Annotated in this window: 16 protein-coding genes and 1 pseudogene; all 17 read left to right on the top strand. The window is 34.5% G+C overall.

Features of this window, described 5'->3' with window-relative positions; all coding sequences use genetic code 11:
• Positions 1–149 precede the first annotated feature (149 nt).
• The 17 genes and pseudogenes from AC3B6Y_RS03060 (at position 150) to AC3B6Y_RS02980 (ending at position 15,428) form a co-directional block, all read left to right on the top strand.
• A complete protein-coding gene (locus tag AC3B6Y_RS03060) occupies positions 150–683 on the top strand; it encodes a TetR-like C-terminal domain-containing protein (RefSeq protein ID WP_489756676.1) in 534 nt (177 codons plus the stop codon).
• A 122-nt stretch (positions 684–805) separates the two neighbouring features.
• Positions 806–2,428, top strand: coding sequence for an SLAP domain-containing protein (locus AC3B6Y_RS03055; RefSeq protein WP_489791345.1), 1,623 nt, complete (start codon positions 806–808; stop codon positions 2,426–2,428).
• A gap of 186 nt (positions 2,429–2,614) precedes the next feature.
• Positions 2,615–3,031, top strand: coding sequence for a hypothetical protein (locus AC3B6Y_RS03050; protein WP_489791344.1), 417 nt, complete (start codon positions 2,615–2,617; stop codon positions 3,029–3,031).
• A 19-nt stretch (positions 3,032–3,050) separates the two neighbouring features.
• Complete coding sequence (locus AC3B6Y_RS03045) at positions 3,051–3,239, top strand: hypothetical protein (RefSeq protein ID WP_489791342.1); 189 nt, start codon at positions 3,051–3,053, stop codon at positions 3,237–3,239.
• Positions 3,240–3,257: 18 nt separating this feature from the next.
• The gene (locus AC3B6Y_RS03040) at positions 3,258–4,232 is read left to right on the top strand and encodes a hypothetical protein (protein WP_489791340.1); all 975 of its coding nucleotides are present in this window, start codon (positions 3,258–3,260) and stop codon (positions 4,230–4,232) included.
• A gap of 728 nt (positions 4,233–4,960) precedes the next feature.
• Positions 4,961–6,373, top strand: a complete 1,413-nt coding sequence (locus AC3B6Y_RS03035; RefSeq protein ID WP_489791338.1) for an SLAP domain-containing protein — start codon at positions 4,961–4,963, stop codon at positions 6,371–6,373.
• Positions 6,374–6,755: 382 nt separating this feature from the next.
• On the top strand, positions 6,756–8,228 hold the full coding sequence (locus AC3B6Y_RS03030; protein ID WP_489791337.1) for an SLAP domain-containing protein: 1,473 nt from the start codon (positions 6,756–6,758) through the stop codon (positions 8,226–8,228).
• Between the two features lie 162 nt (positions 8,229–8,390).
• A complete protein-coding gene (locus AC3B6Y_RS03025) occupies positions 8,391–9,449 on the top strand; it encodes a glycoside hydrolase family 73 protein (RefSeq protein ID WP_489791335.1) in 1,059 nt (352 codons plus the stop codon).
• 296 nt (positions 9,450–9,745) lie between these two features.
• Positions 9,746–10,093: a hypothetical protein gene (locus tag AC3B6Y_RS03020; RefSeq protein ID WP_489791333.1), complete on the top strand. Its 348-nt coding sequence runs from the start codon at positions 9,746–9,748 to the stop codon at positions 10,091–10,093.
• A gap of 155 nt (positions 10,094–10,248) precedes the next feature.
• Positions 10,249–10,587 (top strand): hypothetical protein, encoded by a 339-nt coding sequence (locus AC3B6Y_RS03015; RefSeq protein WP_489791332.1) that lies wholly within the window; start codon positions 10,249–10,251, stop codon positions 10,585–10,587.
• A gap of 26 nt (positions 10,588–10,613) precedes the next feature.
• Entirely contained in the window at positions 10,614–10,961 is a 348-nt protein-coding gene (locus AC3B6Y_RS03010; RefSeq protein WP_489791331.1) for a hypothetical protein, read from the top strand.
• Between the two features lie 51 nt (positions 10,962–11,012).
• Positions 11,013–11,357: a hypothetical protein gene (locus AC3B6Y_RS03005; protein ID WP_489769497.1), complete on the top strand. Its 345-nt coding sequence runs from the start codon at positions 11,013–11,015 to the stop codon at positions 11,355–11,357.
• Between the two features lie 37 nt (positions 11,358–11,394).
• The gene (locus AC3B6Y_RS03000) at positions 11,395–11,739 is read left to right on the top strand and encodes a hypothetical protein (RefSeq protein ID WP_489791330.1); all 345 of its coding nucleotides are present in this window, start codon (positions 11,395–11,397) and stop codon (positions 11,737–11,739) included.
• 143 nt (positions 11,740–11,882) lie between these two features.
• Positions 11,883–12,302 (top strand): DUF1492 domain-containing protein, encoded by a 420-nt coding sequence (locus tag AC3B6Y_RS02995; protein WP_489791329.1) that lies wholly within the window; start codon positions 11,883–11,885, stop codon positions 12,300–12,302.
• A gap of 113 nt (positions 12,303–12,415) precedes the next feature.
• Complete coding sequence (locus AC3B6Y_RS02990; RefSeq protein WP_489769499.1) at positions 12,416–12,865, top strand: ArpU family phage packaging/lysis transcriptional regulator; 450 nt, start codon at positions 12,416–12,418, stop codon at positions 12,863–12,865.
• 984 nt (positions 12,866–13,849) lie between these two features.
• Positions 13,850–14,125 (top strand): annotated as a pseudogene (locus tag AC3B6Y_RS02985) (hypothetical protein); the annotation flags it as partial.
• Between the two features lie 28 nt (positions 14,126–14,153).
• A complete protein-coding gene (locus AC3B6Y_RS02980) occupies positions 14,154–15,428 on the top strand; it encodes an NlpC/P60 family protein (RefSeq protein WP_489791328.1) in 1,275 nt (424 codons plus the stop codon).
• Positions 15,429–15,480: the final 52 nt, after the last annotated feature.

Genomic DNA, 15,480 nt, shown 5'->3' with positions numbered 1-15,480 from the left:
AATGAAAATTAAGCTTTTAATCAAATGAAAACATAAAATGAGGTTTCAGAAAAGCTAAAAAAGATTTCATACACTTTTAGACTATTTGTTGGATAAGTTGTATGATAGATCGTAGTATGATCAATAAATAACAATTAAGGAGACATATTATGGCAAAAGAGAATCGGCGCGTCCAACGGACGAAAACTCAGATTCAACACACACTGATTAATTTGATGCAAAAAAATGACTTAGATGATATTACAGTGACGCAACTATGTGATCAGGTTCCGATTAATCGGTCGACGTTTTATGCGCATTACAATTCAACGTATGATGTGTTGTTAGAAGTTGAAGATCACGTCATGCATGCCTTCATAGAATATTTGTTTCAACAAAAGCAGTTATCAATGGCCGAATATCAGTCACAGATGGACCAATTGTATTTAAAGATTCTGACGTTTGTGCAACAAAATAAAGAAGCAATGAAAGTGATGTTTACTTATCCAATTAATGATAAGTTTCATACCGATTTACTGAACTTGTCCCAGGAGAATAATACCTATACGGGGAATGTTTACCAGCAGATCTATACAATTGCTGGAGGTTTAGCCATGGTGCAACTGTGGCTCAAGAATGACTTAGATATTTCTCCTGAAGAGTTGAGCCAATTGATGATCGAAATGGGTCCGTTTAATAAGTAAACTAAAATGAAGATCTTAGTTTTAAAAATGAAATGGATAAATATTTTTTAATTATCATTATTAGTTGAAGTTTATGTTAGAATTCAATTGTATAAAAATTGGATTTTGAGGGGGATCTAATAATGAAATATTCCAAGTTATGGCAATCAGGAATGATTGCAGCGGCCTTAATTGCTGTTGCACCGCTTGCGGATACAGCAGTTAATGGTGTAGTGTTGCCAACAATTGTTCATGCTGAAGATAAAGACGATGACGCTACAAAGGCTGATGTGACAACAATTAATAATTTCGTGAAGCATTTTAACACTGAGCAAGTGGTATATTCTAAATCGCAATTACCAAACAATTTAGAGAGCTTTATTAATATGAGTGAACCAGTCAGTGTTTTAAATGGCAAGCCGGGATTAGTTGGTGACGATGGTGAATTGTCTGGGATGGCAGCACGTTATTACAGTGGTGATAAAGATAACGCCGATGCCAAAGCTTTATGGAAAATAGGTGACAAATATAGTACTAAAGTCACAGTTAATGTGAAAAAGGATGCTGACGATCAAGGCACTGACTATGACATCAAACCTGATAAAGAAACCGATCAATTAAAACAAATTGTCCAAGATTTAATTTATAACGGTGGCTTAGTGACTGAAACAATCGAATTTGTAAAAAATACTGATTCTAGTAAAGAAGTAGAAGGAAGCAAGCACATTGTTTTAAAAGCTAAAATTGTTGGTGGCAAAGAAGATGCTGTTAACTTTGCTAATGCATTTTATTCCAAAGCTAACTATCGAGGTAGATCCGAAGATTTAACGACTAATTACTTCAATCATAGTGGTGTTTTAGTTGGTAAAACTAGTGATGCTGATAGTGCTGGTTTATTGGAGAAGAATACCGATGGTACTTATAAAGTTCATGGTATGGCAGAAGATTTCTTAAAGACTGATCAGCAAGCAGTTTTGGAACAAATAGCGAATGATTATCCCGATTTAGCTGTGAAGGTAACTTATCAATATAAAGGTAGCGATGTACCAGAAGCTAAATTAGCGGATACTATTACGGATTTAAAGGCTAACGGTGGCGACATTACTGAAACTTTAACCTTGAATCAACCGGAAGCTGCACAGACTAAAGCTGCCGATTCTACAACACAATTAGGTAACCCTATTAAATTAACACTTCATGTCGATAAGCAAGCAACTGGTGACGAACCAGATGCTAATAAGAAGCCGGATGCTGATAAAGATAAAAATGACAATAATCAAAATGCAATTGTAGTGACTCACAGTATTTCTGGTGCGGTAACCGTGAAAAATGATGTTCCTGATGGTTATGTGCACTTATATGATGCTAACGGAACAATTATCTTAGATCGTGCTTTGTCAGCCGGAACTGCTTGGGTTACTGATGGCAAGCGGACTTTGAATAATGGTCAAGTGATGTATAAGGTCTCACCAACTGAATATGTTTTAGCTTCGGATGTGAACTTTGGTGATAAGAAGTCAGCCTTTACAGAAATGGGTAGCGTCACAATCTCAAAAGAACGGGGAATTGTTGATGTGACTGCTCCGGGAGTTGTCTTCTTAAATGCTTGGGAAGATGCAGGCCCAGGATTTAAAGTTTTGCCTAATCGGGCAGTGACAACTAATACACGTTGGTTCTACGATAAAAAGGCAAAAATTAATGATGCTACTTATTATCGAGTTTCCGGTTATGAATGGATTCGCGGTAATTATGTTAAAGTTGAATAGCATTAATTGATAATGGTGAATGTCGATGAGCTTACTCATCGGCATTTTTTTGTGAGACAGGACTTAAATTAGATTTATAAGTTCATATGCATAAGATCAAAAAAATTGGCTGAGCTAGATATTTAAGTGTAAGACACTACCCAATCCTGAAATATTATTAAGCAGCGGGAATTTTCAGCCAGTGCTTTGTTATTTTGGATTAAAGGATCAATTTCAGTTGATTATCGGTTTGTGAGAATTAATGAACCAAATACTATTTTTGGCTTAATCCTGGCTGGGCAGCATAAACAAAATATTCCTGATTCTTCAACGGAAACAGCTTATAAAGTAAAACGATTTTATTTCTTTTTAAGCTCTAGTGCATTGATGGGGGCCATTATATTATTAATTGGTGTTGCTATTTTTTTAAGTGGAATTTTGACACAACTTTCAATTGAAAAAGGTGGTTCCAGATATATCATTCAAGTTTCCTTCTACAACAAGCAGGGTATCATTGATATTCAACAAGCTATTGAGCAAGCTTTGTCCGCAGATATTGATAAAACGGATCAAAGTCTTTACCACCATCGTCTAAATAAAGAAGACATGGATGCAGTGGAATAAAACTGGGTAGGAGTTAGAAATGAATAAGCTTAAACAGGTTTCAAAGAAAACGTGGATTATTTTAGCAATTATTGTTGTAGTGATCCTGGGATCAATTTATTTTTATGATCATCGTAAGATATCTATTTTAGATAATGAAGATACTCAATTAACTTTTACCGGATATAACGGATCCGGTAGAGCAGAGTATGATCAAGATAAAATTTAGGATAAAATGCTAGCGGTGATGGTTAAACGAGCAAAGTTAAGTGATTACTTTAAGCATGAGTTAGAAGACAATTCTAGTTCTGATATTTTGGGGCTGGCTAGTTTGACATCTGAAGATAAGGACAAGTTAGCGAAGGTTTTACAATGGATTGATGAAACTAGCTTTAGTATCAACCGAGATGAAAACTTAAGCAATGGCGAAAAAGTCACTTTAAAAGTTACAGTAAAAAGTGATAAAACTAATCCAATTAAACCACAAACTAAAACTTATACGGTTAAAGGTCTTAAACATGTTCAGTCAATTAATACTAGCTCAATTTTTAAACACTTGAAAGTTCATTTTGCCGGTGTTAATCATCATGGTATAGTTTACTTAACTAGCGGAGATAAAGACAGTGACGATTTGGTCTTTGATGTCACAAATAATGGTAGTTTAACTAATGATCGAAAAGTAACCATTAAATTAGAAGACTCGAATGATGATTCTCAAGAAAAGTATGTTGGTAAGAAATCTATTCAAAGAAAAGTAATCGGCTTGCAAGATGTTACTAAAACTGAAAATTTGGCCGCTGTAAAGTCTGTAACTGATAATTTAGTTAATGATCAAAATAAGTCCAGTGACTTTGAGACAGTTACCAATACTTTTTTGAGTTTGTACTTGCAACCGGATGATCAAGAACATGATACAACGACTGAAGAATCTACCGTTAAAGTTAATGATAAAGAAGACGTAAAGCGTTTACCAAATCAATGGATTATTATTGCTTACTATAAAACGCAACGTGATGAAAAAGATGCATTTGATCCAGATGATTCTTCTCATACTGAGTATAATAAGGTTCAGATCAATCATATCAAATTAAATCATTCTAAATTAAATATTGACGAAGTTAATACAGATGATAATTCTAATAATGATAGTTTTGATGATTACAATGAGGTCAAAACAGATGTTCATAATGTAAAAGCGGATGGCGGTGTTAAACTTCAATAAATTTTGCTAGATAAAGGTTTAAATCATCAAAAGGGCAATTTCAAAGTAAGAACCTAGATATTAAATTAAAAATATGAATACTATATAAATAGTGCTGACATGGTAGTGACTTTCTTATTAAGCAAGTATTCCAGTTGGGCTATTTATTTTTGCTATTTTCATATTTGTCTTCAGTTATATTAACTAGTACCACGCGTGTTTTTATACATATTGGTTTGAATTTGCAGACATATTAAAATCATTAATTGTACATTTTAGCCAAATGAACATTGCGTCGTTTTTGAATAGAGTAATGAGTATAAATTTTTATATAGTGGCTTCAAAATGTTAATTCAATCTTGAACTAAATATTACAAGCTAGGAGATTTTTAGTTGCTCTTAAGGAGTTCTGACATTTCGAACACTTTTCTTGTTAGAGGTAATTTTAAAGTGGAACTTAGTCGGCATTTTTATTTCAATTATTTTAACTAACATTGTATGTATATAATCTTATAAATTTTATTCTTTTTTAGACCTTAATTGGAAATAAGCAAAAAAATAGGATTTATTTTAAATACTAAAGAAAATATTTTCTGTGAAATGATATCGATTTTTAACATAATGTTTTTTGGATTTAGAACATTTATTAAAGTAAACGGTTGATAAAAATTGATTAGTGGCTATAATCAAGTTAGGAGCACATTATGCTCTAGTTAATAAAAATTAGATTTAAAGAGGGGTAGTTTAACATGAATAGAAATATATTAAAACATTCTAGTGTAGTTATCGCTGCTTTATTAGCAGTTGCTCCAATTGCTACACAAGTACCCAGTGTATTTGCTGATAACACAACTACTGCAAGTACTACTAATAATACTGACTCTGATAGTAATGCAACTACTACAGGTACCGAAGCTAGTGATGTAACAACTATTAACAAATTTGTAAGTCACTTTTCTACAGATACGGCTAATATTACTACCCAACAAGCTGCTGCTATGGGTCTTAATGAAACGTTCTTAGATAGAAGTGGTGCTTTAGGAGTAACTAATGGTCAGGATGGCTTAGTTGATCAAGGTGGAAAACTAAGCGGAATGTCCAAACGTTTTTATAGTGGTGATACACAAAATGGCTCATCTGATGGTATTACAAATGATAATGATGACGCAGCAAATGTTTGGAAGATTGCTGATAAGTATAGTAAAAAGGTAACAGTTGAATTTAATAACGATTCAGCTAATACTTATGAGGTTACGAATGCTAATTTATCAAAGATGACTAACACCGTAAACGGCATTTTAGCAATTGGTGGTGATGTAGTAGAAAAGATTGCTATTTATCCTAACGATAATCCTAGCGAAACTGTTAATACTATTACCTTGAAACTACATGTTTCTGGTGCTCGTGATAATGCTAGTGGTAGATTAGAACAAATTTACAATCAAGCAGATGGTTCAATCAATCGTTTGAATGTTTCAGATAAAGTTAAATCAGCTGCTCATAATGCTGCTAAAGCCGTTTATGAACAATCTTTAAACGATGTGAAGAAAGCTAGAACTGTTGATGACATTACTGGTATTGAAAATACTTTACAATCTAACTTAGATAGTATTGGTTCTCAAGCACAAGTAGCTGATACAACACCAAGTAATACTATTCCTTCAGCACCTTCGATCTCAATTCCAACAACACCAGCTGAAACTTCTAGTCAAGCTACAAGTATTGCTAAACGTGGCGTTGTAACTATTACTAAATCTGGTAGTGCACAAGTATATAATAAAGATGGCAATGCTATTAATGGTACATTCTTAGCTAATGGTACTGATTGGAAGACATCAAGATTAGTTACATTGGCTGATGGTCGTCAATTGTATAAAGTTGCTGCTAATGAATATGTTTTAGCAAGTGATGTTAGCTTCTCATCTGACCAAACAGTTAAGACTAACAAGGAAAAAGGTGTCTTCACAGCCAATAATAATGGTACAAATGCTGCTGTTTATAATTTAGTAAATGGTAAGTTTACCATTGTTCCTGAACGTGTATTATTATCTAATACACAGTGGCGTTATGATAAGAAGGCTGTTGTTGGTAATACAACTTATTACAAAGTTTCACCAACAGAATGGACTTCTACAGCTTATGGTCATGCTACGGCTGAATAATGCTTATATGGTTTGAAATAAAAAAGAATTTCTCAAAAAATGAGAGATTCTTTTTTATTGTCATTATACTGTAAGCTAAGTGAAACTTTTGATTTAATTAATTCAAATATTTTTACTTTTGAAATATGATATTTGTGTAACAAAATATTTACGAATATATAATATTCTGCCTGTATAGTAAATATCGCTTGCAAAAGCTAGTATTTGAGTTAAAATAGCATTGTTGGTATAAAAGGTATTGACTGTAATTAGTTGATGAATTGTACAGTGACGACTACCAATTTACTATCATTTAGTGTACTTTTTAACAACTTTTTATATTTATAATATAGGTTCAATATCTTCTATAAAATTATAAATGATTCGAGGAGGAATACCAATTATGAAGAAAACTTCATTAATGGGCGCTAGCGTTGTAGCAGCTGCTTTGTTAGCTGTTGCACCAGTTGCTGCCCCAGCAATTAGCTCTGTTTCTGGTACACAAGTTGTTAAGGCTGATACCACTTCAGATGCAGGAAATGTTTTTAACAATATTCAAGTTACAAGTTTAAGCTATGATTTAAATAAGACTGCTGACTCAGATAAGATGGGTAGTCAAGCTTTTGCAACTGCTGCTAGTTCTTTGTCTACAGATTATAGTAAATCTTTGAAAGTTAAAGACTTGATGGGTACAGATAATAAAGCTTCAGGTTTCTTGGTTAATTTCCAAAATTCTGTTCCTGTTGGTGATCCTTTAGTTACTAAAGATATTCAAGACGATACAGTTAAAATTTCTGTTAAATCTGGTGATTTACAATTACAATCAGCTGCTGAATTGACTAATAAGATTAGTGATATCGAAGCGAATGGTGGTTCTTTAACAGCAACTTATACTATCTATGATGGTTCTAATAAAGAACTTGCTTCTAAGTCATTTACTCTTAATGCAAGTGCTCCATCGACTGCTGCTACAGTAACATCATTGTATGCTACAGCTCCTGCTTCTTTTGATGTTCAATCTGGTACCCCAGTAAGCAACTACAACTACGGTGCTACTGCCAACGTTAAAGCTGTTGATCAAAATGGTAAAACTGTTAATGTTACAACATCAGCTAAAGTTCAACAATTAAGTACAACGGTTGAAGGTAATACAACAACAAATACTTGGAACGATGCTACAGGCAACTTTGCTAAGGAAACTGATAATAACGGTGTAAAAACTGCTAATGAGTATCGTCAACAAGTTACTTTAACATTACCTGCTAATGCTAAGGACGCTACTGTATATGTTAATAATGTTAAATTGAATAATATTAATGGTAGTGCTGTATTTAATAGAGATATTAACGTTAAAGGCTCAGACGAAGCTAATGCTGACTTTACTATGGACAAAATCAATGGTGTAGTTACAGTTAAGAGCGACAACACAGCTGTTACTTTATACGATAAGAACGGTAAGAAGATTGATGAACGTTATGTTCTTGGTGGAACATCATGGTTTACCAATGGCAAGCGTACAATCTTATCAACAGGTAAGGTTTACTACAAAGTTTCACCTACAGAATATATTTCTGCTGATGATGTAGCATCCTATGTTGCTAATGGTTCTGATTCATCATCCAACACAACAACAGATAATGGTTCTGTAAAATTTGTTAAAGAACATGGTACTTTCACAGTTAATGATGGTGCAAATTACGGTAATGTTTTGTTAACTTACAAAGATGGTAAGTTCTCAACTATCGAACGTGTCATTGCCGCTAACTCACAATGGCGTTATGATAAGAAAGCTGTTCTAGGTGACAGAACTTATTACAAGATCTCACCAACAGAATGGGCTTCTACAGCTTATGGTACAGCCGTAGCTGACAAATAGGTCATTAAGTTGATTTGTAAAAGGGTTTCTCTTTCGATGAGAAACTCTTTTTTTACATAAATTACAATTAATATTTTATTTTGATTACAAAGATTAGAATTACTTGCAATCATTTACGAGGATTGTTACTATCGAATTGTAATTAATCTGGGAGGCATTTTTTTGAAAAAGAAATTCATCACCTCAACTATCACGGCTGCTGTTTTGACAACTTCTTTATTACCATTAGTTAATACTGTAGCTCAGGCGACAGACCAAACAGTTGATAATCAAAATGTTAATAATGATATCACAAGTTCGAGTAATGATCAACAAATTAATAATAACACAGCCCAACAAGCAACTAAGGCTAGTCAGAAACAATCTCAAGTAGTTTCTCCTCAAGGAGATTCAAGTGTGAGTCCGGTTTCTCCAGCAGCGACTCCTGCTGTTTCTACACGAGCAGCTACTCTGGGAACATTTGCAACAACTACTTCACAGCAAGCGTTTATTAGTCAAATTGCTCCATATGCACAACAAGCGGCTAATTCACGTAATTTATATCCATCAGTTATGATGGCTCAAGCTATTTTGGAAAGTGGTTGGGGGACATCTGCTTTGTCTCAAGCGCCAAATTATAATTTGTTTGGAATCAAAGGTAGCTATAATGGAGCTTCTGTGAATATGCCGACGTTAGAATGGGTTAACGGTCAGTATGTTTCTGTTGATGCATATTTTCGTAAGTATCCTAGTTATTTAGAATCATTTAATGATAACGGCGACAAATTGCGGAATGGTGTTAGTTGGGATAGTTCTTATTATAGTGGCACTTGGCGTGAAAATACGACTAGTTACCGTGATGCCACTGCCTGGCTACAAGGTCGATATGCTACTGATCCAACTTATGCAAGTAAGCTCAATAGTATTATTGATACTTACAATTTAACGCAGTATGATAATACTGCTGCTGCTTCAGCAACTATTCCAAGCAATAGCTCTAATTCTAATAATTCCGTTCCATCAGAAGGACAAGTACAGACTTTTCGTCACGTTGTGAGGACTTCAAATGTGTCTTCATATGCTTGGTTATATGATGATAACGGTAATTGGATTCAGGAACGTTATTTGCAAAAGAATACTGACTGGAAGACCGATAAAATTAAAACTTTGAATGGACGTCAGTATTATCGAGTTGCTGGCAATGAATGGGTTCTGGCTAATGATACAACGGTCATGAGTTAATAATTGAATTTTTTATAAATGACGTAAATATTAAGTAATCTTACTAGTAAAACTAGCAGGATTGCTTTTTTTGTTTAATCATGTTTCTCGTATTAATGTAAGAGTGAAATTGTTTTATTTTTAAGTAGATTAGTCGATTGTATTAACAATATATTATTAAATCATAAATAATTGCTAAAAATTAAAACGTTAAGCGATGAAAACATAGCGTTTAATTGGATTTTGTTAATTTTTTAATTTTTGGTGTTATAATTTAATCGGTTTCAAAATAAAGATAATTTAAGGAGGGAAAAGGCATGACTTTGAAATCGAAATTAGTAATGTCGCTGGTAAGTTTGACAATGGTTGCACCGTTGTTAACTACAGGTCTAACTAGCGTTGGTGCTGATACTGTTAATGATAATTCACAGCAAATCAGCACACGTAATATTAATGTTAGTCCTACAAATGGTGTTGTAACAGTTACCTCTAACTTAGCTAGAGTTTTTAACGATAACTTATTTAGCGATGGAACACAGGTGGTCAAGTATCAATCATCTTGGAGAACTGATAAAGTTGCTTATAATACTGCAACGGGAGAAGAATTCTTCCGGATTGCACCTAATATGTGGTTATCGGCTTATGATGTTGTATTTTCATCTTAAGGTATTTTATTTCCAGTAAATGGAAAGGCTTTCTCTTCACCTTGGAAGTTTCTGATCAGTTTTAAATTAAGGGTTATTATGACTTTGACATTATTAAAGTTAGGAGATTAAGAATGAAACTTAAATCAAGTTTAATGATGCTAATGACTAGTGCGATGGTATTATCACCTGTTATTAGTACAGGGTTAACTAATGTAAGTGCTGATACTGTTCAAGCTAATTCTGAACAGGTTCAAAGCAGTAAATTGCAACCACGATTTGACGGCCATAGTAATGTTTATTCGATTCAAGTTAAAAGTGGCGTAGTACAAGTTGTTGATGAATATAATATTTTGATTAACACTGTAGATATAGATGGTAATTACGTTAAACACGTACCGAGTGGATCCCAGTGGAAATATGATGAGATTTATTACATGATGGATGGAAGTACTTGGTATAGAGTAGCGGGAAATGAATTCTTATCAGATGATGTTGTTACTGTTATAAGATAATATTTTATTTTTAGGAGGAAATTATAATGAAACTTAAATCAGGTTTAATGATGTTGATGACTAGTACTATGATGTTGGCGCCTGTTATTAGTACGGGATTAACTAGCGTTAGTGCCGATACAGTGAATGATAATTCCACGCAAGTTAGCACCCGTAACGTTAGCCTTAGTCCTACTAACGGTGTGGTTACTGTTACGGTACGAATGGGTAGAATGTATGATGATAATTTACAATTTGAACCTGCCAGAGTTTTACCATATCAATCAGCATGGAAGACAGACAAAATTGCCTACGATTCAGCAACAGGAAAAGAATATTTTCGTATTGCACCGAATGAATGGGTAATTTCTGATGATGTAGTATTTTCATATTAATTTAGTTGTATTATTTGTTAATTTGATTGATAGAGTTAGAGGCTAAGAATTATGAAGTTAAAATCAAATTTAACCATATTGGCAACAAGTATTTTGATGTTAGCACCTGCTATCAGTACTAGTTTAACTAGTGTTAATGCAGCTACTGTTAGCAGCACTTCAGAACAAATCAGCACCCGTAACATGGTTATTAGTCCAACCAAAGGTACGGTAACCATAACTGCAGCAAATGGTCGAGTTTACAATGATAGTTTTGCTCTTGTCCAAGGGTTAACCTTCAAATATCAATCATCTTGGAAAACCGATAAAATTGCCTATGATACGGTTACTGGTAACGAATACTTTCGCGTAGCACCCAATAAATGGGTTAATTCTTATGACGTTGTTTTTTCATAATAATTGGTAAAGTTTTATTTGTAAGGAGGAGCTTATAATGAGATTCAAGTCAAGTTTGATGATGTTAGTAACTAGTGCAGCCATGCTTGCCCCTGTTGTGACGACTGGATTAACTGCTGTTTCAGCAGATACGGTTGCCCCCGATGTAACACAAGTTAGCACTCGAAATATCACGATTAGCCCAACTAAGGGCGTGGTTACTGTAACTTCTAACTTTGCTCATTTTTATAAGGATAATCTAGAAATGGTGCCTGATTGTGGTGTCTATTATCAAACAGCTTGGAAAACTGATAAAATCGCTTATAACTCATCCACAGGTGAAGAATTCTTTCGGATTGCTCCTAATAAGTGGTTGTCCGCTTCTGATGTAGTATTCTCTTAATTAATTAAAAACTGTAATGTAATTTTGTGATCACAATTTACTTATTAGCTTTAAAGACCTCTTACATAAAAGGGGTCTTTTTTATTCAATTTAATTACTTTAATTACTAATATAAACAGCTTGGTGGTTTTTGTAAGAAAGGTATGAATATAACTATGGTAAATAATAATTCTTTAAATCAGAATTTAACATCAATTAATGTTAATAACTTATTAATTCAATATCAGACTAAAAGAGCTGCTGTGATTAGGTATAATCTGATTTACTCTTATCTGATTGATGCGTCTCGTTCGCAAAAATTATCAGAATACTTGATGTTAAAATATTTTATCAATCAATGCTTTTGCAATATATGTGAAGAGATAATTATGCAAAGAATTTCTAATCAACAACATTCCCAAATCCTCCAATACACCTATTTAAAGCCCTTAAAGAATGATAGGGCTATCATGACAAAACTTAATTATAGTAATTCTAGTTACTATCGTCACAGAAAGTTAGCCCTATGTGATTTTGCGGAATTTTGGCCCAATCGCTTTGATTCGTTAAAAGTATATGATTAAACATTGATAATAGTTGGGATATTTTTGACACATTAAAGGAACACTCTTGGGATAATATCCATTGCATAATAGTATTGTTGAAAGTTTTGAAAGACATTACAAGGAGGTTAACAATGAGAAGAAGAAGAGAGTCACAATTACTTAATATTGAACAAACAGCTATTAATGCAGATAATATTTTAAGTCAATATCAACATAAGAAGGATTTACTTCAAAGATGGAACTTTGGTATTCAATCGCCTAGTTTTGAAACCGTTACCCAAAATGATCATTCTAAGAATCATGTAGAAGATCGATTAGTGTCACATATTGATGAAAAAACTTTTTGTGGTTGGTGTGAACAGATTATTAACGAGATGATTAATGACAAGCAGCATGCACAAATTTTAAAGTACACTTATTTAACTCCGCTAGATAGTGACCAGGAAATAATGGAGCGTCTACACTATGAACGTTCTAGTTATTATCGTCATCGTAAGTTAGCTTTGTGTGACTTTGCCGAATTTTGGCCACCTGTTGTTCAAGAATTAGTAGTTTACAATGAACAAGTGAAACAAATTTAAGACAAGTTTGAAACACCTATGATATTTAAATCATTGCATAATGATAGCGTAGAAAAAGATAGCTAGTTAAAGCACTTCTAATGAAGTGCTTTTTTTGTACCCAGAAAGGGGGTGATTGTTATGGATTAATTATATATTTCAATAATTTGGATGTAGAAAGGAGTTTTATAAATGGATAATTCAGGAATTGTGACTGTCTTAGAAAGTAAAGCCAAAGTTTATTCAGCTGTTGCTGGTAGTTTAACTGGCCAAACATTAGCTTTCAATACGCAATGGAAATACAATCTTACTTCTACTGACAGTCAAGGTAAGAATTGGTTTCATGTTGGTGGCAGTCAATGGGTTTGCGAGACAGAAGTTGGTGTGAAAATTCAAAGCGCCGTTCATACTAGCGGAACTTTAAAATCTAATGGTGCTTTTGTGCGGGTTTCACCGAATGGTTCTGGTGCAGGCTTTAATTTAACTGCTCAAGAGTCATATCGATATGATACCAAGGTAATCGATGCTTGGGGCTACACTTGGTATCATGTCGGTTTTGCTAATTGGGTTGCCGGCTTGGATGTCAATTTAAACATTTCGGGGGTTGTGACGGTTACGGAAAGCAAGGCCAAAGTCTATTCGTCCGTTAATGGCAGTGCTACTGGTCAAACTTTAAGTTTTAATACGCAATGGAAGTATAATTTGGTGGCTATTGATGGTCAAGGACGTAATTGGTATCACGTTGGTGGTAGTCAATGGGTCTGTGAAACAGAGGTTGGCAATCAGTTACAAAGTTTAACTCATGTCAGTGGAACTTTGTCCTCCAATGGCGCCGTTGTTTATCATGCGCCTCAGGGTTCGGGAGCTGGTTTTAACTTAACAGCAGGAGAATCTTATAAATACGATACTAAAGCTATTGATGTTAATGGTAATGCTTGGTATCACGTGGGATTTGCTAATTGGGTGTCAGCTAACGATGTCATCTTGGCTAGTTCCAAACCAGGTAATGGAGCGCGTGTGAAAGTTACTTTCTATGATCCAGCAGTTTTGGGATCTTCGATGGGATATGGTGGTGTTGCGGCCAACTTAAATGTTTATCCTAAAGGAACTAAATTGAAGATTGTTTTGGATCAACCAGTTAATGGACAAACAGTACTTTATCGTCAGGTGAATGATACTGGAACTTTTGTTAATCAAAATCCAAATCAAATTGATATTGCTTTGCCTAATTCGCAAATTCCAGCTTATGGCGTCACTTATGCAACGATTTATGTTCTTTAAGTTTATAAAATAATGGAGGAAAGGTATTATGGATAGTTCAGGAATTGTAACAGTTTTAGAAAGTAAGGCTCAAGTGTATGCTACTGTTAATGGTAGTAAAACAGGACAAACTCTAGCGTTTGATACGCAATGGAAATATAATAATACTTCTACAGATGACCAAAGTCGCAACTGGTTTCATGTTGGTGGTGGCCAATGGGTTTGTGAAACAGAAGTTGGCGTGAAAATTCAGAGTGCTACACACACGAAAGGAGTACTAAGTTCTAGTGGAGCCTTTGTTCGGATATCTCCTAATGGTTCGGGAGCTGGTTTTAATTTAGGAGCCAATGAACCTTACTCTTATGATACTAAAGTGGTTGACGCTTGGGGGTATACATGGTATCACGTCGGTTACGCTAATTGGGTTGCCGGCTTGGATATTACCTTAAAAACTTCAGGAGTTGTTACTGTGCTAGAGAGTAAAGCACAAGTCTATGCTACTGTTAATGGGAGTTTAACTGGTCAAACTTTAGCCTTTAATACGCAATGGAAATATAATTCTACCGCCGTGGATAAGCAAGGACGTAATTGGTATCATGTTGGCGGGGGCCAATGGGTTTGTGAAACAGAAGTGGGCGATCAAATCCAAAGTGCTACTCATGTAAAAGGAACCTTAAACTCAAATGGAGCTTTAGTTCGTTTTGCTCCGAATGGTTCTAGTTCAGGACATAATTTGACTGCGGGTTTAGCTTATAAATATGATACGAGAGTTGTTGATAACTGGAATTATAGTTGGTACCATGTAGGCTACGCTAATTGGGTTGCCGGTTTAGATGTAACGGTGAGTGGTTCTGGTAGTGAGATTGTCAATATTGCTGAAAGCATGTTAGGCTACTTCACTTATAGTCAGGTTCACGGAGTATCATATATTGGCTCGGTTGCCAATCCTAATCGTTATGGTCAAACCGATTGTTCCGGTTTTGTTTGGTTAGTTCTTAAAAAAGCTGGCTGCAATGTTCCGGACAATATGCAATGGTACACAGGATCTATGGAAAGTGATGCTCGTTATAATCACAATTGGTTAAAGCAGGTCTCAACTAGTGAAGCTCAACCAGGTGATATTATTATTATGAATTCCGGTTCGGGAGCAGGTAACAACGGACATACTGCGATCTTAACTAGTAACTGGAATGGCAATGCCACTTCGATTATTGAAATGGGTGGTAACCCTAATGCTAATGGTGTCAATACTTGGACGGTAGGTAATGCATTTTATAGTTTATTAAATGCTGGAGCATCGCAAGTATTGGCTCGACCTATCTAAATTAGGTAAATAAAGTGACTAGAATTAAATGAGGAGAAAAAGTGATTAAAGA

The organism is Bombilactobacillus sp. ESL1092 (genome assembly GCF_058107465.1).
The sequence above is the reverse complement of the archived record's forward strand: the minus strand, read 5'-3'. Positions and strand labels throughout refer to the sequence as shown.